This window comes from Sphingomonas sp. LR55, assembly GCF_036856015.1.
GTDB lineage: Bacteria > Pseudomonadota > Alphaproteobacteria > Sphingomonadales > Sphingomonadaceae > Sphingomonas.
This window is the reverse complement of record NZ_JASPFO010000001.1, coordinates 2704794-2723625: the sequence shown is the minus strand read 5'-3', so window position 1 is coordinate 2723625 and position 18832 is coordinate 2704794. Positions and strand designations below refer to the sequence as shown.

Annotated in this window: 19 protein-coding genes and 1 pseudogene; 18 read left to right on the top strand and 2 right to left on the bottom strand. The window is 63.2% G+C overall.

What is annotated here, in order from left to right; all coding sequences use genetic code 11:
- The first annotated feature begins 134 nt into the window (after positions 1 to 134).
- From QP181_RS12960 to QP181_RS12930, 7 genes are all read left to right on the top strand, one after another.
- Entirely contained in the window at positions 135 to 1238 is a 1104-nt protein-coding gene (locus tag QP181_RS12960) for an energy transducer TonB (protein ID WP_333928770.1), read from the top strand.
- 322 nt (positions 1239 to 1560) lie between these two features.
- The gene (locus QP181_RS12955) at positions 1561 to 1986 is read left to right on the top strand and encodes a hypothetical protein (protein WP_333928769.1); all 426 of its coding nucleotides are present in this window, start codon (positions 1561 to 1563) and stop codon (positions 1984 to 1986) included.
- A 491-nt stretch (positions 1987 to 2477) separates the two neighbouring features.
- The gene (locus QP181_RS12950; RefSeq protein WP_333928768.1) at positions 2478 to 2951 is read left to right on the top strand and encodes a DUF2975 domain-containing protein; all 474 of its coding nucleotides are present in this window, start codon (positions 2478 to 2480) and stop codon (positions 2949 to 2951) included.
- Entirely contained in the window at positions 2951 to 3196 is a 246-nt protein-coding gene (locus QP181_RS12945) for a helix-turn-helix domain-containing protein (RefSeq protein WP_132895664.1), read from the top strand. Before QP181_RS12950 ends, QP181_RS12945 begins: the two co-directional genes overlap by 1 nt.
- 3 nt (positions 3197 to 3199) lie before the next feature.
- On the top strand, positions 3200 to 4132 hold the full coding sequence (locus QP181_RS12940) for an ABC transporter ATP-binding protein (RefSeq protein ID WP_333928767.1): 933 nt from the start codon (positions 3200 to 3202) through the stop codon (positions 4130 to 4132).
- Positions 4129 to 5628: an ABC transporter permease gene (locus QP181_RS12935; protein WP_333928766.1), complete on the top strand. Its 1500-nt coding sequence runs from the start codon at positions 4129 to 4131 to the stop codon at positions 5626 to 5628. Before QP181_RS12940 ends, QP181_RS12935 begins: the two co-directional genes overlap by 4 nt.
- Before the next feature lie 45 nt (positions 5629 to 5673).
- On the top strand, positions 5674 to 7743 hold the full coding sequence (locus tag QP181_RS12930) for a M13 family metallopeptidase (RefSeq protein ID WP_333928764.1): 2070 nt from the start codon (positions 5674 to 5676) through the stop codon (positions 7741 to 7743).
- Positions 7744 to 8057: 314 nt separating this feature from the next.
- Here QP181_RS12930 and QP181_RS12925 read toward each other — a convergent pair whose 3' ends face one another.
- Positions 8058 to 8504, bottom strand: a complete 447-nt coding sequence (locus QP181_RS12925; protein WP_333928763.1) for a TetR/AcrR family transcriptional regulator — start codon at positions 8502 to 8504, stop codon at positions 8058 to 8060.
- 71 nt (positions 8505 to 8575) lie between these two features.
- Here QP181_RS12925 and QP181_RS12920 point away from each other — a divergent pair, with 71 nt between their 5' ends.
- The 9 genes and pseudogenes from QP181_RS12920 to QP181_RS12880 all read left to right on the top strand — a co-directional run bounded on the left by QP181_RS12920 (position 8576) and on the right by QP181_RS12880 (position 15577).
- Complete coding sequence (locus QP181_RS12920; protein ID WP_333928762.1) at positions 8576 to 9265, top strand: DUF1349 domain-containing protein; 690 nt, start codon at positions 8576 to 8578, stop codon at positions 9263 to 9265.
- A gap of 5 nt (positions 9266 to 9270) precedes the next feature.
- On the top strand, positions 9271 to 9816 hold the full coding sequence (locus QP181_RS12915; protein ID WP_333928761.1) for a sugar O-acetyltransferase: 546 nt from the start codon (positions 9271 to 9273) through the stop codon (positions 9814 to 9816).
- A gap of 192 nt (positions 9817 to 10008) precedes the next feature.
- Positions 10009 to 10839 (top strand): 23S rRNA (adenine(2030)-N(6))-methyltransferase RlmJ, encoded by an 831-nt coding sequence (locus tag QP181_RS12910; protein ID WP_333928760.1) that lies wholly within the window; start codon positions 10009 to 10011, stop codon positions 10837 to 10839.
- A gap of 679 nt (positions 10840 to 11518) precedes the next feature.
- Positions 11519 to 12735: pseudogene (locus QP181_RS12905) on the top strand (diguanylate cyclase domain-containing protein); the annotation flags it as partial.
- Between the two features lie 9 nt (positions 12736 to 12744).
- Positions 12745 to 13659 (top strand): putative bifunctional diguanylate cyclase/phosphodiesterase, encoded by a 915-nt coding sequence (locus QP181_RS12900; protein ID WP_333928758.1) that lies wholly within the window; start codon positions 12745 to 12747, stop codon positions 13657 to 13659.
- Positions 13660 to 14056: 397 nt separating this feature from the next.
- Complete coding sequence (locus QP181_RS12895; RefSeq protein WP_333928757.1) at positions 14057 to 14359, top strand: hypothetical protein; 303 nt, start codon at positions 14057 to 14059, stop codon at positions 14357 to 14359.
- Between the two features lie 221 nt (positions 14360 to 14580).
- Positions 14581 to 14808 (top strand): hypothetical protein, encoded by a 228-nt coding sequence (locus tag QP181_RS12890; RefSeq protein WP_333928756.1) that lies wholly within the window; start codon positions 14581 to 14583, stop codon positions 14806 to 14808.
- Positions 14805 to 15065, top strand: a complete 261-nt coding sequence (locus QP181_RS12885) for a metallophosphoesterase (protein ID WP_333928755.1) — start codon at positions 14805 to 14807, stop codon at positions 15063 to 15065. Before QP181_RS12890 ends, QP181_RS12885 begins: the two co-directional genes overlap by 4 nt.
- 182 nt (positions 15066 to 15247) lie before the next feature.
- Positions 15248 to 15577, top strand: coding sequence for a metallophosphoesterase family protein (locus QP181_RS12880; protein WP_333928754.1), 330 nt, complete (start codon positions 15248 to 15250; stop codon positions 15575 to 15577).
- A gap of 72 nt (positions 15578 to 15649) precedes the next feature.
- On the opposite strand, the gene QP181_RS12875 is transcribed toward QP181_RS12880, so the two are convergent.
- The gene (locus QP181_RS12875; RefSeq protein WP_333928753.1) at positions 15650 to 17128 is read right to left on the bottom strand and encodes a PAS domain-containing protein; all 1479 of its coding nucleotides are present in this window, start codon (positions 17126 to 17128) and stop codon (positions 15650 to 15652) included.
- 170 nt (positions 17129 to 17298) lie between these two features.
- Here QP181_RS12875 and QP181_RS12870 point away from each other — a divergent pair, with 170 nt between their 5' ends.
- Together QP181_RS12870 and QP181_RS12865 are read left to right on the top strand one after the other, a co-directional pair.
- Positions 17299 to 17568: a GlsB/YeaQ/YmgE family stress response membrane protein gene (locus tag QP181_RS12870; RefSeq protein ID WP_093400148.1), complete on the top strand. Its 270-nt coding sequence runs from the start codon at positions 17299 to 17301 to the stop codon at positions 17566 to 17568.
- A gap of 682 nt (positions 17569 to 18250) precedes the next feature.
- The gene (locus tag QP181_RS12865) at positions 18251 to 18754 is read left to right on the top strand and encodes a TIGR02594 family protein (RefSeq protein WP_333928752.1); all 504 of its coding nucleotides are present in this window, start codon (positions 18251 to 18253) and stop codon (positions 18752 to 18754) included.
- The last annotated feature ends 78 nt before the right edge of the window (positions 18755 to 18832 follow it).

The window sequence follows — 18832 nt, the reverse complement described above, 5'->3', positions numbered from 1 at the left end:
CAAACCATTACGATAGCGACACAATCGGCGGGCAGGCTTGCCGGCGTATTTTACGGTGCGGCATTGGAGAAGCCTTGGTGGTCGAAACGATATGAAATAATAGCTGACGCTTCTGCTCGACGGAGAGGAAGAAAATGGCCGTTGTCGTAAGTGCCGCACCCGTGACGGGGCAGAGGATTGAGATCGTCACGTTTGTGCCGGGCCAGATAATGTGCGCTGAGACCCCCATGCCCGGGACCGGCGTGGTCATGTCACTGCCGGTCGTCGTCAACCGCTACGGGCCAGCGATTCAAAGCGCACCCGCATTGGTGCTTCGCTACGACTTCGTAATCGACGCGGACGGCCGTACGCGCACGATCCGGCGTACCGCCACGGCATCTACCCCGGGCTATTATGTCAACACGAGCGATATCGCTCCGTCGCTGGCGGTCTCTCGTTTCCCGGCGGGGGACCCGCGATCCAAATGTTCGATCACCTACACTGGCTCGACGGTGCCTATCGACGCCGCACCGCTGCAGGTGCTGTATGAACTCGCGAGCCGACCGGAGACGGAAGGTACCGTTGGGACCGTGTACGATCGGCTACGTCCGGTTGGCTCGGATTGTATGCGCGGGCCTGGCCAGTATCGTCGCCTCAACCTACCGGCGTTCGAGAAGATTGCGCGGCCTCCGGGTGCCGCATCGTGGGTGTTTCTCGCCTACGATGTTGATCGAGCCGGGAAGCCGAACACCGTTCGCGTGCTCGGTAGCTCTGGCAACCAAGCGCTGGACCGCGCTGGCGCGAGTGCGCTGTCGAACAACCGCTACGAACCAGGAATTGGCTTCACCGGCTGTACGTATCATTTCAACGGCGCTGAACCGTCGGAGCGTACTGCCCCGGAACTTCCTGCCAATGCGCCTCGTGACAACGGGGAGCAGCCAGGGTGCGTGGTCGATCCGACCTCGATCTCTGCACTTCTCGACGGCAGCGCTTATCCGTCAGCGTTCGCGCGTCGGCGTATCAAGGGCGTGGCGGTAGTCGGCTACGATACCGCCCCCTGGGGAGCGATCGGCAACGTCCGCATCCTGGCATCCGAGCCGGACGAGGCGTTTGGTGAGGCGGCGCGTTCTGTTCTCTCAAGCGCGCGGGTCAGCGAAAGTGCAACTGGTCGTCGTGGCTGCATTCGACGCATCCGGTTCGAGCTGTCGCCGGTCGGCGTAGCTCGACAACTGCCCTACAGGCCAGTGATGCACCGATAACATCAGACGATAGTAGACCCCATAATACCCGTTGGTCGGACCGACCGTTCCAAATCAACGGTTCCAGCCGGGAGGCCGTGCCTTGCTATGGTCGATTCCAAAGGCCGCAGTTGCCCAATGCCGGCGATCGCCACCGCCTTTCCGAGAGTTACAGTCCGCTTTCCTCTCCATCACGGCGTTCATGCCGGAAAATCGTACCTGCATAGCGATCAGCGCGGAGATGAATGAGTGTCCGAAGTCGGGAAGCGGGGCAGGTGATGGCGCATCGTCTGCGATTGTCTCAGTCACTATACCCCCGCAAGCGGCTACCGAGGAGAGAGCAATGGATGAGTTTGCGCGCATGATGCGCATGGATGGTGTTCGTCGTCTCGATCAACCAAAGCAAAAAACCAGTCGTGATGCTAAACTGCCGCGTGAGACGCCCAGTCAAAGCGTCGTTGCACCACCGGCGATGGAACCCGTTGGTTACGCGTGGGCCACTGGTCCTCGTGCGCGCAGTGCGCTCGAGACGGCGCTTGAGCGCTTGGCCAACGAGATCCGTACTGGACGGCGTGGTTGGGCAACCGGCATTTGTCAGGATGGCAGGACGGTCACCTTGCCCGCTTCGTCAGGAGCGGCGGCGCTGCTCGGCACCGCAGATCGCCAGTTGCTGCGTCTCATGATTGTCGGCGGCGACGGCTGGACCTTCGTCATGCATCCGCTGATGGGGGTCGCGACGCTCGATGAGGACCCGGCCGGGTCGGCTTGAACGCGCATCTGAAGTGGGATGCGCGAGAGGGTGCGCCAACGTCCGCAACTGGGTCAGCAGGCGGAGGCGTCGGTCGCGCAACCATGTCCCCTGTAGTGGGCCATTCCAGCTACCGTGAAGTGCAGTCTTTGCGGGTTCTGCATCCCTGAGTGGCAACTTCTGAAACGGACAATCCGAAAAATTTTATCGGGAAAGCGGAACCCCGGACGGCCGCTAGCGGGACCAGCTCGACCTGCTACCGGCACACTTGCCACCCGGATGTTCGCCGATTGCTTGGGAACATGTGGCCCAGCATAACCGCAAACACCGCCGGCCCGCTATGCCAGATCCACCCAACAACAACGGAAATGGATCAAAAGTCGCTTGCCGATTATCGATACGCCAAATATCGTTTACCGATAGAGTGCGAGGGCAATGCGGTGGGTGAGGGGCGTCGATCAATACTGCAGAAGGATCGCGTTCTGACGGGCGCAACGATCCTGCTGAGGCTGATGTTGGTCATGAACATCGTCCTGCTGGTGATGTTCACGGTAGCACTCGCGCTGTCCTGGCCGCTCGGACACGCCCTCGCGCTCCGGCTCGGGGCGAAATACGGGCCGTCGCTCGATGTCGCGGACGCGGTGATGGCGATGCGGCTGATGGTGGTGCTCGGGATCGCTTCCGCGCTCGCGATCCATCCGATCTTCGCCAGCTTGCTCCGGATCGTCGCGACCGTGCAGGCAGGCGATCCGTTCGTCGATGCGAACGCCACGTTGCTCGGCCGAATTGGCTGGGCGCTGCTGGTCCTCCAATGCCTCGATCTTGTGCTGGGCGCGCTGATGCGCTGGATCTCCGCGCTCAAGCTCGACGCGATTGGCTGGAGCCCATCGCTCGGCGGGTGGATCGCGGTCGTCATGATCTTCGTGCTCGCGCGTGTTTTCCGGATCGGCGCACGGATGCGCGACGACCTGGCGACGACGGTCTGATGCCGGTCGCGGTCAGCCTGGACGAGATGCTTTACAAGCGCCGCATGACGCTGACCGAATTGTCGGAGGCGGTCGATATCACGCTCGCCAACTTGTCGATCCTGAAGACGGGCAAGGCCAAGGCAATCCGCTTCACGACGCTGGAAGCGATCTGCCGCGTGCTCGAATGTCAGCCCGGCGACCTGCTGAGGGTGACCGACGAACCGTCGGACGAAACGTTCGCGACGATAGAAACGGGGAAATAGCGAATGGACGCACTGGTTCTCGACGACGTAACGAAGCGGTTCGGGGAGCGAACGGCCGTCGACGCACTGAGCTTCACAGTGAAGCCGGGCGAGATCTTCGGATTTCTGGGCGGCAACGGTGCGGGCAAGACCACGTCGCTGCGGATGGTGCTCGACATCCTGCGGCCGACATCGGGGCGGATCGCGGTGCTGGGTTGTCCGCCGGGGCGCGAGAATGCGGCCGATCTCGGCTTCATGCCCGAGGAGCGCGGGCTTTACCGCGGAATGTCGGCGATCGACACCGTCACCTATTTCGGCCGTTTGAAGGGCATGACGACCGCCGCGGCGCGCGCCAAGGGGCACGACCTGCTCGAGCGGTTCGGACTGGCACGCTCGGCCAAGATGCAGATCGACAAATTGTCGAAGGGCATGGCGCAGAAGGTCCAGCTCGCCGCCACCCTGGTCAACAGCCCGAAACTGCTGCTGCTCGACGAGCCGTTTTCGGGGCTGGACCCGGTCAACCAGGGGTTGCTCGAGGACGAGATACTGGGGGCCGCGCGGGGTGGCGCGACGGTGATCTTCTCGACGCACGTCATGCAGCATGCCGAGCGGCTGTGCGATCGGCTGCTGCTGCTGTCGCAGGGGCGCAAGGTGTTCGAGGGGACGCAGCCCGAAGCGCGTGGGAGGTTGCCGGCACGGCTCGAGATCGTCTCGCGCGATACGCCGATGCGGTGCCCCGGCGTGGATCGCGCGGAGGAGGTTGCAACGGATCCGGACGGTTGGCGGACGTACGACGTGACGCTCGGCGACGGCATCGATCCGGCTGACGTCCTGCAATGCCTGACCGAACAGGGCATCACGCTGCGCCGGTTCGACCAGCACCGGGTTAGCCTGCACGAGGTTTTCCTCCACCTCGTCGGTACCCATTCAGCCGATACGCAGGGGCAGCCGTCATGATCCACAACATCTTGCTCGTCGCGATGCGCGAGTTCCGGCAGATCACCGGCATGCGCAGCTTCTGGCTGACACTGCTTATCCTGCCCATCGCGCTCGCAATCGGACCGATAGCCACCAAGCTGATGGGTTCCGACAAGGTTCAACGCGTGATGCTGATCGATCCCGAAGGCCGCGAGGCGATCGCGATCCGCGCGCGGCTCGACAGCGATCGGCAGCGGCGCATCCTCACCGCGCTCTCACGCTATGCGCAACGCTACGATCTCGACCGGGCAGATCCCGCGGCGCTCTGGGCGCAGCACGACCGGCTTTACGACGATGCGGAGGTCACGGCGTTCGTGAAGGCGGGTGGCATGCGGGTCGCGCTGGCGACGATGAAGCGTGCGACGACACCTGAAACGCCTGCCTTCGATCCGCCGGAGCCCGACTTCACGATCGTCCCGACCCCGCCGGCGATCGCCAAGGCCGATCCCGCCGCGCTTGACCAGTTGCTCAAGCCGCTGGTTCAACCCGGCGAGTTCGGCGACAAGAAGGCCAAGCCGCTCGACTACGCCGTGTACATTCCGCGCGGGTTCGGGACGAGCACGACCGCCGCGCGCCTCTGGTCGAGTGAACAGCCGGCTGCGAACTTCGTCCAGCCGTTGCAGTCGGTGCTGACGGTGCGGGTGCGCGCCGCCTATCTCCAATCGACCGGGCTCTCCGCCGACCAAGCCGGCGCTGCGACCACGCTGGTACCGGCGATCGCCATCTCGACGCCGGCACCGGGCGGCGGCCGCGAACGGATGCTGGTGCGTTCGATCGTGCCGTTGCTCAGTGCCTACATTCTGCTGATGTCGCTGCTGCTGTCCGGCAACTGGATCCTCCAGGGGCTGGTCGAGGAGCGGTCGAACAAGTTGATCGAGACGGTGCTGGCCTGCATCAGCCCTGACGAACTCCTGTACGGCAAGCTTGCGGGGACGGTCGCGGTGGGGTTGACGATGGTCCTGGTCTGGGCGCTGTGCGCGGCAGGGGCTGCATTCGCCATGCAGGGCGCGGTCGGCACCTTCCTGCGAATGGCGCTCGCTCCCCTAGCCTCGCCGTGGATCATCCTGGTGATGCTCTACTTCTTCCTGGCAGGCTATCTCATGGTCTCGATGATCCTGCTCGCGATCGGCGCGATGAGCGATTCGATGCGGGATGCACAGAGCTATCTGACGCCGGTGCTTATGATCATCGCGATGCCGTTCACGATCGTCGCGCAGGGGATCCTGTCGAACACGGGCGCTACCGCACTCAAGGTGCTGACCTGGATCCCGCTCTACACGCCGTTCACGATGCTGGCGCGGCTCGGCGGCGGCGTGTCGGTGTGGGAGATCGTCGGCAGCGCGCTGACGCTCGCGCTTTTCATCGCGATAGAGTTCGTCCTGCTCGCGCGCGTGTTTCGCGCCAGCCTGTTGAATGCGGGACAGAAGCCAAATCTCGCTGCGCTTGCTCGGCTGATGCGACGGGACCCCGCCTAAATGACTTCCACATCCTATAAAATCTTCCATACCGAAGGAGTTGCGATGCCGTTCAACCATTTCTCCCGCCTGTCGCTAGGCGTTGCCACGCTAGCGCTGTCCGCGTCGGCACTGGCCCAGACCGCGCCACCGACGGCGACCAGGTCCACGGCGCCGACCGGCACCCGCTACGGCACGTTCGGGATCGACTTGACCGCCGCTGACAAGGCCGTGAAGCCGGGCGACGATTTCTGGACCTATGCGAACGGCAGCTGGAACAAGCGTACCGAGATCGCCGCGGATCGCACGTCCGCCGGCGGTAGCGTGATCCTGGCCGACCAGGCCGAGCAGCAGGTTCGTACAATTCTCGACGATGCCGCGCGCGATCCGGCCGCGGTCGGCCCCGGTGCGAAGCAGTTCGGCGATCTCTACGCCAGCTTCATGGACGAGGCCGCGATCGAGCGCGCCGGCGCCACGCCGCTTAAACCGTATTTCGCCAAGATCGACGCCGCGAACGACAAGCACAAGCTCCAGACCTTGTTCTCGACGGTCGGCTATGCGGCGCCGGTTGAGGTCGGCCAGCTTCCAGATCCGGCGGATCCCAAGCGTTACGCGGTTGCCGCGGGGCAGGGCTCGCTAGGCATGGGCGGGCGTGATTATTACCTCGAACAGGGTCCTAAGTACGACACCTTCCGCACCGCGTACCGCGCCTATGTCGAGAAGATGCTGACGCTGTCGGGTATCGCCGACGCGTCGGCCAAGGCGGACCGGATCGTCGCGCTGGAAACCGCGATGGCCAAGGTCCAGTGGTCGCCGGTCCAGTCGCGTGACCTCAAGGCGATGCTGAAGCCGATGGATGCTGCTGGCCGCAAGGCGCTGGCGCCCGAGTTCGATTGGCCGTTGCTGCTGTCGACCGCGGGATACGGCAATTTTCCGACCGTCTACATGACCAATTCGACCGCGTTGACCGAGCTGGGCAAGATCTTCGCGGCCACGCCGGTCGCGATGTGGCAGGACTGGATGAAATTCCGTCTCGCATCCGCCAGCGCGAGCATGTTGCCCAAGGCGTTCGACCAGGCGACGTTTGATTTCTACGGCAAGACGCTCGCGGATCAACCGCAGCAGCGAGCCCGCTGGAAACGCGGCATCGCGCTGGTCAATGGCACGATGGGCGAGGCCGTCGGCGAGGTCTATGTGAAGCGCCATTACCCACCCGAGAGCGAGGCGAAGATGGGCGAGCTGATCGCCAACCTGCGCGCCGCATACAAGGAGCGGATCGGCGCGAACGGCTGGATGGACCAGGCGACCAAGACGCAGGCGCTCGCCAAGCTCGCCGCGTTCGATCCGCGGATCGGCCACCCGGTCAAGTATATCGACTATGCCTCGCTCCAGGTCGTGCGCGGCGATCCGCTCGGCAACGGAATGCGGTCGGGCGAGTTCCAGCATCAGCTAGACCTCTCCCGGCTTGGCAAACCGGTCGATCGTACCTTGTGGGGGATGACGCCCCAGACCGTGAACGCCTATTACGATCCGCTCAACAACCAGATCACCTTCCCCGCCGCGATCCTGCAGCCGCCCTATTTCGATCCGAAGGCGGACGCGGCGGTCAACTACGGCGCGATCGGCGCGATCATCGGTCACGAAATGGGCCACGGCTTCGACGATCAAGGGAGCCAGTTCAGCGCGTCGGGCAAGTTCGAGAATTGGTGGACGCCCGAAGCGCGTGCTGCTTTCACGCAGCGCACGGCTGCGCTGTCGAAACAGTATGACGCCTACGAACCGATCCCCGGCGTGCACGTGAAGGGCGCGCTCACGCTCGGCGAGAATATCGGCGATCTCGGCGGCGTCGAGACGGCGTATTCCGCCTATCAGAAATACCAGGCGGTGCACGGCAAGGCACCGGTGATCGGCGGGCTAACCGGTGACCAGCGGTTTTTCCTCGCTTATGCACAGGCGTGGCAGGCGAAGTTGCGCGAGGGTGCGGCCCGCGCGCGCCTGCTCACCGATCCACACTCGCCGCCGTTCTACCGGGTCAACGGCATCGTCCGGAACGTCGACGCCTGGTATACGGCGTTCGGCGTGAAGCCCGGCGATGCGCTGTATCTTGCCCCCGCCGACCGGGTGCATATTTGGTGAACCTGAAGGGCGCGCAGCAACCCTGCGCGCCCTATTAAGCGAACAGGCAGTCAATCCTGACGTCCGAAAGCCATCGTCCAACGAAATACGCGAATGGCGGGAGTTGGGAGGCTGAAATAGGGCTGCGAATGGCCGATTGTGTGTCGAGCAGGACTGTTATGGCTTTGTCAGGTGGCATCATGGCGGTTTGGTTCATCCGGATGGATCGGACCGGCTAATACCCGGCAATCCGCTCGACGATGATCTTGACCGCATCGCGGTCGAGGGGCGCGCGATCGATCGAATTGTGGATGCCGATACCCTCGATCAGCGCGTCAAGCGCGCGCTGTGAGTGGGTCGAAGAAGCGACCCAAGGCCTCTCGGCTGCTGTCCATCCAATTTTGCATGACCGCGCCGACCGGTGGGTGCCGGGCCGCAAAGGCGTAGAGTTCGTAGCTTGACAACAGCGTGCGCGGTTCCGCCCAAATCTGGTTCGCGATGATGTCGACGACTGCCGAACACGCCGCTGCCCTGTCGGTCGCAGCGTCCAGGCGGGCGCGGAAGGCAGCCGAGGATTCCGCGGCCAGTTGCAGGAAGGCTGCCGTCAGCAGGTCCTCCAGCGTCGCGAAATAATAGGTGACCGACCCGAGCGGCACCTGCGCAGCCTCGGCGATGCGGCGATGGGTCGTTGCCGCGGTTCCGTGATCAGCAACGACCACCAGAGTCGCATCGATAATGCGCTGCCGCCGTGCCGGATCGTTGCGCCGGGACTGTTGGGTCATCGCCTCTTTACCTCGATCTCGGTATGTGTACATATGTACATAACATCGCGGATGATGGAAAGGTAGCGGGCATGACGGAGGATCGGGTGAGCAGGCGGACGGTGATCGGCGGTGCTGCGGCGCTGGCGATCGCGGGCAATGCCGGCGTCGCGACCGCGCAGGGCTCGGGAATTTCGGCGCTTGGACGCCGTGACGGTCGTTGGCTGAATGCGCCGAAGTCGTGGAAGGTCGCACCCAGCGGTGACCTGACTCTCGTCACCGACAAGGGCAGCGATTTCTGGCGCGAGACGCATTACGGCTTCACCCGTGACAGTGGTCATTTTCTCGGCTTCACCGCGCCTGCCGCGTTTACCGCGCAATTGCGCATTCGCGGCCAGTATCAGAAACTCTACGATCAGGCCGGCATCATGGTGCGGGTCGACGAACGACACTGGGTCAAGGCGGGGATCGAATTGTCCGACGGGCGCGCCATGCTGAGCAGCGTGCTGACCGACGGAAAGTCCGATTGGGCGACGGGCCCTTACGAGCATGATGCGCAGGATTTCTGGATGCGCGCGACCGTCGCCAAGGGCGTCCTGCGGTTGCAGGTCTCGGCGGATGGCAAGACCTGGCCGCTGGTCAGGCTCGCGCCCTTTCCGATCGCCTCCGCATATCAGGTCGGACCGATGGCCTGCACGCCCGAACGTGCCGGACTGGACGTGCATTTCTCCGACCTGAGCATCACCGCGCCGTTGGGCAAGGACCTCCACGACCTGAGTTGATAGCAATGACGCAGAAGGAACGGATGCTGGCGGGCCAGCTCTACGTCGCCGATGACCCGGAGCTCGTCGCCGACGCGGCGCGCGCCGCCGAGTGGCTCGAACGCTACAACCGCGCATCGACGGCGACCGCGGAAGCGCGCCATGCGCTGTTGGTTGAAGGGCTTGGTCACGCGGGGCGCAGTGCGACGATCCGAGCGCCGTTCCACTGCGACTATGGCTACAACATTCATCTCGGTGAGGGCGTGTTTCTCAATTTCGGATGCACGGTGCTCGATGTGGTGCCGGTACAGATCGGTGCGGGCACGCAGATCGGTCCGGGGGTGCAGATTCTCACTGCCGATCATCCGCGCGATCCGGTTCAGCGGGGCCAAAGGCTCGAGTTCGGGCGGTCGGTCACCATCGGTCGAAACGTCTGGATAGGCGGTGCGGCGCTGATTCTGCCGGGCATCACCGTCGGCGACAACGCGATCGTCGGCGCAGGCAGTGTCGTGACGCGCGATGTTCCCGCTGGCGTGACCGTGGCAGGCAATCCGGCTCGCCTGCTGAAATAGCGTCCGGTCACTCACGCACGCCAGCTTTTGCACGGATCGGAATGAGCGTCCGAAGTAGGGAAACGCAAAAGGGCCTACGAACGTCCGCAAACGGGTTACTCCTGACACCCGATCGCCGGCTTCGGTCGCCTTGCGCTTGGCAACCGCGCCCAGCAGCACGATAAAGGTAGATCGTCAGGATTTTGGGTCGCAATGAATTATCGCCATTCCTTCCATGCCGGCAACAGCGCCGATGTCGTAAAACACAGCCTATTGATCGCCCTCGTGCGGGCCTTGCAGCAAAAACCGGGCGCACTGACGCTGATCGACACGCATGCCGGCTGCGGGTTGTACGACCTTGAGGGCGAGGACGCCCAACGCACCGGCGAGTCCACGCAGGGCGTACTGCGGGCCTTTGCCGACCCGAACCCGTTGCTGGACGACTACCGTGCCGTCGTACAGGCGGTGAACGTCGGGCCCGAGCCGCACTTGTACCCCGGCTCGCCGCGGGTTCTTGCGCAGCTTCTGCGCCCGCAGGATTTCCTGATCCTGAACGAAAAACATCCCGCAGATGCCTATACCCTGCGCGGCGTGATGCGCGACACATCCGCTGCCGTGCATGAGCGCGACGCCTATGAGCTTTGGCTGGCGATGGTGCCGCCCCGAACTGCGCGCGGCGTGGTGGTCGTCGACCCGCCGTACGAGCAGCTCGATGAGCGCGAACGTATCACGGCCACGCTTGCCGCCGCTCACCGCAAATGGGCGCATGGCGTGACGGTGATCTGGTATCCGCTGAAGGACCGCGCCACGCATTGGCAGTGGAAGGCGCAGTTGCGCCGGCTCGGCATCCCGAAGTTGCTGGGGGTGGAGCATTGGTTGTACGATGACGATCAGCCCGGCATCTATAATGGCGCGGGCCTTTTTATCGTCAACCCGCCCTACGCCTTCATGCAGGCGCTGCCACCTCTTCTGGAAGCCCTCCGCGCTGTGCTGGCGCCGGAGGGGCATAAGGGCGAGATTACAGCCGATTGGTTGGATGGCTGACGTAAAACTTGCGTCGTCGCCTTCTCCCGAAGGAGAAATGGCCGCGCTGCAGGTTTCAAGCAGAGCATCTTGCCAGACTTGCTCGCTTTCGGCGGTTGTCCGGTGATCGTCGCCACCTGTGCTTCGCATTCACCGGGTCCGCTACGATCCTAAGGCGACCCACATATGCGTCTCCCCACGGCCACGACGCCACACAAATTCGTCGCTCGACATAGTGCGATCAATTGCGGATGTTCGAAGACAGGGCGAATCAAATCGCTTTAACGGGCGTGTCGTGAAAGAATACAAGGTCATGTCCCAAAAGGACAAATGGTTCAGTTCGAAGTTTGACCCTGAAAACTCATCGCCCATCCATTCGCGGACGAGATTATCGCTGATGAAGTGAAGCCGTTCCGTTTCGCCGAACGGGACGGCAAGATGACGGAGCTTGTGAAGGCCATGGTCGGAGATAACTGACGATCGCGCCTGATGACCCCAACTAGAGCAATTATCGCCCGTTTTGGTTCAGTTACCATTCGTTAGGCGTGACCGTCGATCAGTGGGGCACGTGCGACGATGCGCGGCATCGGAGGGGCGAGGGTTGGATCAGCTCGGACATCAAGAATTTCGGTCCCATGACGACCGGGATGCACCTGGAGATCCTTTCGCCGAAGCGGTCCTTGCCGCGGAGGAAGCGGCGATGGGCGTTGCCGGTCAGCCGTCGACCGGTAGCCTCGATGAGGATGACGAAGACGCGCGTTACGCCGTGGCGCTTAGTCCCCAGATCAACTGGACCGCGGCACCGGACGGGAGCATCGAACGCGTCAGCCCCCGGTGGGCCGAGATGACGGGCGCAGAACCATCGGCCGCTTTGGGGGATCAGTGGCTCAAAAGGCTTCACCCCGACGATGCGACGGATACGGCGAAGGCCTGGAGGACGTCGGTCAGAACCAAGCTACCGATCGACATCGAGTATCGGTTGAAGACGTGCAACGCCGAATATCGATGGGTCCGTTCGCGTGCGGTGGCCCGGCTCGATAATGCAGGTCGGGTCGTGCGCTGGTACGGGACGCTGGAGGACGTTCATGACCGCAAGTTGGCGGAGCAGGCCCTGCGCGACAGCGAAGAGCGCTTCCGCCTCGCGGCGCAGGCGGCTGGCCTTGGCATCTGGGACTATAATGCATCGCACGACCGGCGTGAGTGGTCCGACGAGTTCAAGGCCATGCTGGGCCTGCCGATCGATGCCACGCCGTCGATTGATACCGCATTGTCCTGCGTCGTGCCAGACGACCGACCCAAGCTGCTGACGTTGATCGGCGCGGTTCGTGCCGGCCATAGCGGACACCGGTTCGAGACGATGGTCCGGATCCGGCGCGCCGACACGGGTGCCGAGCGGTGGATGAAGACGGCCGGGTGGCGGATCGAAGCCCCATTGGGCAGGCTGCACCGCGTTCTCGTGACGGTGCGCGACGTGACCGAGGAACGAAACGTCGAAGACCGGATCAGATGGACGGCGGAGCACGACGGGATGACGCGCCTGCCCAATCGTACGGCGTTCGTGGGGCGGTTGGAGAGCGCCATCGCCACCGCCGCGAGGGATCATACGCATGTTGCTCTGGTGTTGTTCGACGTCGATCATCTGAAGGAAACCAACGACACGATCGGGCACGACGCGGGCGACCTGCTTCTGCAGACCCTGGCCGACCGGCTGACGACTTTTTTGGCAAGCGCGGTGCCATCGGCAGGCTTGGCGGCGACGAATTCGCCGTCATTCTCGAACGAGCCGACCAGGATACCCTCGTCGTCGAGGTCCAGACCGCGCTCGATGCGCTCCGTGAGCCCCTTACCTATGAAGGGCGCATAGTCGATTGCCAGGCTACGGCGGGCGGATCGGTGTACCCCCAAGATGGCGCCAGCGCCGCAGATTTGCTCAAGGCCGCCGACATCGCGCTATACGCGGGGAAGGAGCGCAACCGTGGTGGGTTTCTGCCCTTCCGAGCGGCGATGCGCGCCGACCTCCAGAGACGGTCCTCAATGATCAGCGTTGCCCGCGATGCCGCCCGGGATAACCGGATCATGCCCTATTATCAGCCGAAGGTCTCGCTGAAGGACGACGCAGTTTGTGGTTTCGAGGCGCTCCTGCGCTGGCATCACCCGACGCTGGGTGTGCAAGCGCCCGGAACCATCGCCGCCGCATTCGAGGATCTCGATTTGGCCACCGGTATCAGCGAACGGATGTTCGCCCAAATCATCCAGGACATGCGTCGCTGGCTCGACGACGGCGTTGAGTTCGGGCGCATCGCGGTCAACCTTTCGCCCGCCGAGTTCCGCCACGAATCCCTCGTTTCACGAATTCTGGAGCGCCTGCACCGCTCGGGCATAGCGACCGCGCGTCTCGAGCTCGAGGTCACCGAAACGGTATTCCTCGGTCGCGGCGCGGACTCCGTCGCGGAGGCGCTGAACGTCTTCAGTCATGAAGGCGTGAAGATCGCACTCGACGATTTCGGCACGGGGTACGCATCGCTTACGCATCTCAAAGCTTTTCCCGTCGACATCATCAAGATCGACCGCAGCTTTGTCAGCAATCTGGATACGGATCCCGACGATGCCGCGATCATCGACGCTGTCGTCGGGCTCGGTCACAAATTGGGCATGGAGGTCGTGGCGGAGGGTATCGAGACCAATGTTCAGGCGCGCTACCTGCTCGACCGCGGATGTGACTACGGACAAGGCTATCTGTTCGGAAAGGCCGGTCCCGCTGCAACGGTACCATTCATCTTGGCGGGCCAACGCGTCCATGGCGGACAAGAGCCAACGGGCAACGCCGCAGTTCGCGGCTAGGCATCGGTGGAGCGCATGCGCGCCCACCCGTGCCTGTCCCCCTGCGCGTGTGTCACCTCGGGTCCACCCAGCGACGACGTTCGGCGCGCTGGCGGAACGCAACCAGAGTGACGATCATGAACTTCGCATAACAATTATGTTCAGACGGTGTGCCGAACGATTTGGATAGTCTCCTCGTTTAGGAGACTGGGAATGCTGAAAATCGCACTCATCATCGTGTTGGTCATCTGGGGTGGGTCGTTCGCCATAGCCGGTATGATGTTCATCACGAGTAGCCTGTCGAACCGTTTGCGCAATCGCGTCGGCCCTTAACGGCGGCAAGGTCGCGATTAGCCCGCCGTTCATATTGCCGCGGCAATACGCCGCCGACCGACACATCGATACCGAGGGTGAAACAATGGAGCACGAAACCCGGGAATCGGTATTCGCGACGCGACGGAGCGGCGTGGCGCGCGATCTCGACGCAATTTTCACCGACCGACGCGACACGCCGCGATCGACCAGCATCGTCAAGATCGTGAAGACGCGTCGGCGGCGGGGGTTGATGCCGGCGGTCATCGGCATTGGCGTACTCGTGTTGGCGGGCGCATCGGCGGGGCTGGCGCTATTCGTAGGCGACGTGTCTCCCACCCGGCCTACGACAGTGGCGCAAAAACCTCAACCGTGCGTAAAACCGCTTTCGTCCCGCGTCCGCCAGTAACCCTTCCTGATCCGATACCGGCGTCTGCAGATACGACGTCGGCGTCATCGGTCTCTCCGCCGACGGTGGTCGCATCGACCTCTGAGACATTGCCCTCCCCTCGCAAGACCGAGGTTCAAGTCGAGCGATCCGGGTTAGGCGCTCGATCCGACAATGTCCGGCGCCCGCCTCCGTCGGCTGACAATTGTGATGATCTGCCAGACGATGAGCGTGCATGGTGCATGCGCCCAAGCCTGTTGGCGGCGCATCGTCAGCTCCTCACGACCTATGAAGCGGCGCGTCGTGCCGGCGTCGATAGCGAGGCTTTGGCGCGCGTCCAGAGGCGCTGGACCAATTTGCAGCGACGCGCATCTGACCGCCCGGACGCTACTCTGGACCGCTACCGCGACTTGCAGCTGCAGCTTCTCGATCTCATTGAAGAGCGGCGATCGACGGGGAATGACTGGTGACATCGGCAGCTATTCCGTCTCCGGGCACGCCTCCCATCATCGGCAGTGTCGACGGCCAAATCATATATGCGATTGGTGACATCCACGGCTGCTACGAACTGCTTCGTTCGTTGCTGACAAAGATCGCTCAAGACGTTGCAACGCGAAGCGATACGGCCGCCCCAACCCTGATTTTTTGTGGCGACTATGTCGATCGCGGCCCCGACTCCGCGCGTCCTCGACGCGCTTTGCTGGCTGAAGCGTTACGCTCCGTATGATGTGCGCTTTCTCAAGGGCAATCACGAGGCTGTGATGCTCGACTATGTTCGAGATCCGGAGCAAGCGCGCGACTGGATGCGGTTCGGGGGCGTGGAAACGTTACAGTCCTATGGGGTCGAACCACCGTGCGCCACGGCCGACGTCTTAGAGCATTTGCGCGCGCGACGATCTGCTCGAACGCTTGCCGGTCGCCCATCTGCACTTCTTGGAACAGCTCGACCTGATGTTGACGGTCGGCGACTACGCCTTCGTGCATGCCGGTATCGTGCCGGGTATGCCGCTTGCGGAGCAATCCGAAGCCGACCTGTTGTGGATCAGGGACGAGTTTCTCGGTTCGCCGAACCGCCATGAGAAGATCGTGGTCCATGGGCATACCTGGACGAACAGCAGCCCCGAACACCGCGCCAACCGGATCGGCATCGATACCGGAGCCTATGAAACCGGCGTCCTTACCTGCGTAAAGCTTGAGAACGGGACCGTGACGTTCTTGTCGGTGAGCGATGCGGATTGAGGACCTGCTCGGCAGTATGAGGCCCGAACTGTCGGCACCGCATCTCAAACCGCATCTTCCACGTCGTGCACCTTATGAGGGGCCGACGCCGCGTTCATGTGCCCAGACGATCGCGGCGCTGCGCCGGTTGACGCCGATTTTCGCATACAGCCGCGCGACATGGTTGCGGACCGTGTTACGCGACAGGCCCAGCCGTTCCGAGATCGCCGCGTCGTCGAGGTCCTGGCAGATCAGCTCCAGCACCTCGCGCTCGCGCTTGCTGAGATCGGCCGTGGGGGCCGCGGATCCGGTCGCGCCGCGCGGATTCCGCAAGGTCGCCAGCTTGTCCATGATCGACCGGCTGAGCCAGTTGGCGTCCTTCATCACCGTGTCGATCGCCTCGACGAGTTCCAACTCGTCGCGTCGTCGAGCCGAGATGTCCTGATATAGCCACAGCACGCACGGCGTTCCGTCGACGCTGATCCGTTCGGCGGACACAAGGCAGTCGAGCGCCTCGCCAGCCTTGTGCAGCAGTTGCACGTCGCGACTACGGAAGCCGCCATGCTCGCCGATCTCGGTTTCGAGTTGCTGGCGCTGCGCGGCATCGTTCCAGAGTTGCAGGTCGTCGGCGATGCGGCCGATCACCGCGTGGTCGGTGTAGCCGGTCAGCGCCTTGAACGCCGCGTTCACCTGGACGATGCGGTTGTCGCCGCCTTCGGTCACGACCATCGCGACCGGCGCCATTTCGAACACCGAGGCGAAGTGGCGCTCGCTTGCCTTCAGCGCATGTTCCGCGCGCCGTCGTGGTTCGAGATCGGCGAAGGTGAACAACAGGCAGTCCTGGTTGGCGACCTCGATCGGTTGCCCTGCAAGGATGACCAGCGTCGTCTCGCCGCCGGCGAGCGGCAGTTCCGCTTCGAGCTGTGGGATCGGCGTGCCCGCCGCGATGCAGTCCTTGACGAACGCCTTGCGCTCGACCTCCGCTAGAAAATCGAAATCGAACAGCGTCTTGCCGACGATCTGGTCACGCTCATAGCCCGACAGGTCGAGGAAACCCTGGTTGACCAGTACATAGCGCTGGTCGGCGACGCGGATGATCAGTGCGGGGGCGGGGTTGGCGTGGAACATCGCCTCGAACCGGTCCTCCGCGTCGAACCGTTCGGAGACGTCGTTGATGACGAGGCCCAGGCAATCGGGTTCGCCGCCATCCTCGTCCATGACGATGTCGCGGACCTGATGGACCCAGCGCGGCTCGTCGGCGTCGACCGGCGCGACCTCGACGATCAGATCGGGAAAGCTGTCCCCTGCGAGCAGCCGCATCAGCGGATAGTCCCGCCGTGGCAGCTTGCGGTGATCCCGGTAGCGTAGCCGGAACCGCGTGGCATACTCATCCGCGGTCTGCCCGAGATCCTCGACCGCGCGCACCCCGTGCATCTTCAGCGCGGCCGGGTTGGCGCTCAGGATGATCCCGGTGGGATCCATCAGGATCACACCCTCGAGCAGCCCGGTCATCAGCTGTTCGAGATGGTGCAGGGTGGGGGCGTGCAGCGATTTCGCGGGCATCTTGGTCATCCCGGTTTAGCGCCGTGGAGGGCTCCTGGTTCCAGTCACACCGGCATTAATCTACCAATGGTCCCGGTACTTGAGCACCAATTTCGAATTTGCCGAAAACCGCGTGAACTGAACGGATCGGGCGCCGCGACCGTTGAGCATTTGTACCAATATCGAACAGGAGCCTCATCATGAACCTCATTATCCTTCTCGTCGTCGGCGGACTCATCGGCTGGGTCGCCAGCATGATCATGCGGACCGACGCGCAGCAGGGCGTCTTCCTCAACGTCGTCGTCGGCATCGTCGGCGCGTTGCTTGCCGGCTTCCTGATCACGCCGCTCATCGGTGGCGCTTCGATCATGGACGGCGCGCTCAACATCCAGTCGATCCTGATCTCGCTGGTCGGCGCGGTGATCCTGCTCGCGATCGTCAACATGTTTCGTCGCGGTACGGTTCGCTGAGCGAACGGGAGGGCGTCGCGCCGGCGTCGCCCTCCCACATCCAGATCGGTACACAAGAACATTGCAAGAACATCGATCTGATGCGATTGGTGGGCCAATGATCTCGAAGGACGCCAAATGACCGATCACGATGACGACCAGCAGGAGCCGAAGCCGGCGTTCGGCGAGTGGCTTGTGACGCAAAAGGACCGAAGCGATCTTGTCGGTCAACTCTCTGTGGCCGCACTCGCCGACCGCCGCTTCCCCGAAATGGGGATCCCGAAGCGGTGCGGAAGCATCTCAGCGCCATGCAGGCCGAGGGCGACATGTTCGCCGCGGTCGACGATGCTGAGTCCGACTGGTTGTCCGTTTGATGCAGAACGCGTGGGAACAGGCCTTCGCCTTGATGGCCGATCACGGACAGATGGGCGCGTGCGAGATCGTAGCGTCGGGTATGCAGAAGACGCCTCCCGGGCGGCCGGAGCAATACCGGCAATGGGAAGTGCTGGCAGACTGCCTGAACGCTGTGGCTGATGCCAGTCGGACGCGGCACTGATGCGCCGGATGGCGTGATGATCGGCGCGTCCATGATCAGTGCGGTTGTGGCGACGACGCGGCCGCTGATGGAACGGATGGTCTAGCGCCGCGCGTTCAAGCGCGACCGCGGGCAGTTCGACTTGCGTCGGTGTAAGGAGCAAGCGTTTTGGCGACAGAGCCGAAATGGCTCAAGGCGGCTAGGGCGAAGTTGGGCACGAAAGAGGCTGCCGGTTCAGCGAACAGCGCAACTATTCTAGGCTGGGCAGAGAGGCTCGGCACGAAAATGCTGGGCATGGTCTACAACGCCGATAGCGTTCCGTGGTGCGGCGTATTCGTCGCCTATTGCCTTCAGGAAGACGGTATCGAGCCGGTAGCAATCGCGGTTCGCGCGACGTCGTGGTCGGCATGGGGGCAGGCGCTTCGTCCGGAACGGCTGGCACCGGGCGCGGTGCTGGTGTTCGCGCGTCCGGGCGGTGGTCACGTCGGCTTCTATGTCGGCGAGGACGCCGATGCGTATCATATCCTTGGCGGTAATCAGGGCGATGCAGTCACTGTCGCGAGGGTCGCAAAGGATCGGTGTATCGCGCGGCGGTGGCCGCCCGGCCGCCCGGTCATCGGCAAGCCCGTACAGATGGCCGCGCGCAAGCCGATCTCGACCGACGAAGCCTGATCGCGAGAGTCTATTCTCGGTTACCGCGGCGGTAACCTTCAATCTCTGGAACGATCGTCTGTCGACACCGCTTCTATG

Excerpts from the sequence above, each read along its gene's own strand:
- QP181_RS12960 (WP_333928770.1), top strand. The coding sequence starts at position 135 with ATGGCCGTTGTCGTAAGTGCCGCACCCGTGACGGGGCAGAGGATTGAG.
- QP181_RS12955 (WP_333928769.1), top strand. The coding sequence starts at position 1,561 with ATGGATGAGTTTGCGCGCATGATGCGCATGGATGGTGTTCGTCGTCTC.
- QP181_RS12950 (WP_333928768.1), top strand. The coding sequence starts at position 2,478 with ATGTTGGTCATGAACATCGTCCTGCTGGTGATGTTCACGGTAGCACTC.
- QP181_RS12945 (WP_132895664.1), top strand. The coding sequence starts at position 2,951 with ATGCCGGTCGCGGTCAGCCTGGACGAGATGCTTTACAAGCGCCGCATG.
- QP181_RS12940 (WP_333928767.1), top strand. The coding sequence starts at position 3,200 with ATGGACGCACTGGTTCTCGACGACGTAACGAAGCGGTTCGGGGAGCGA.
- QP181_RS12935 (WP_333928766.1), top strand. The coding sequence starts at position 4,129 with ATGATCCACAACATCTTGCTCGTCGCGATGCGCGAGTTCCGGCAGATC.
- QP181_RS12930 (WP_333928764.1), top strand. The coding sequence starts at position 5,674 with ATGCCGTTCAACCATTTCTCCCGCCTGTCGCTAGGCGTTGCCACGCTA.
- QP181_RS12925 (WP_333928763.1), bottom strand. The coding sequence starts at position 8,504 with ATGACCCAACAGTCCCGGCGCAACGATCCGGCACGGCGGCAGCGCATT.
- QP181_RS12920 (WP_333928762.1), top strand. The coding sequence starts at position 8,576 with ATGACGGAGGATCGGGTGAGCAGGCGGACGGTGATCGGCGGTGCTGCG.
- QP181_RS12915 (WP_333928761.1), top strand. The coding sequence starts at position 9,271 with ATGACGCAGAAGGAACGGATGCTGGCGGGCCAGCTCTACGTCGCCGAT.
- QP181_RS12910 (WP_333928760.1), top strand. The coding sequence starts at position 10,009 with ATGAATTATCGCCATTCCTTCCATGCCGGCAACAGCGCCGATGTCGTA.
- QP181_RS12895 (WP_333928757.1), top strand. The coding sequence starts at position 14,057 with ATGGAGCACGAAACCCGGGAATCGGTATTCGCGACGCGACGGAGCGGC.
- QP181_RS12890 (WP_333928756.1), top strand. The coding sequence starts at position 14,581 with ATGCGCCCAAGCCTGTTGGCGGCGCATCGTCAGCTCCTCACGACCTAT.
- QP181_RS12875 (WP_333928753.1), bottom strand. The coding sequence starts at position 17,128 with ATGACCAAGATGCCCGCGAAATCGCTGCACGCCCCCACCCTGCACCAT.
- QP181_RS12870 (WP_093400148.1), top strand. The coding sequence starts at position 17,299 with ATGAACCTCATTATCCTTCTCGTCGTCGGCGGACTCATCGGCTGGGTC.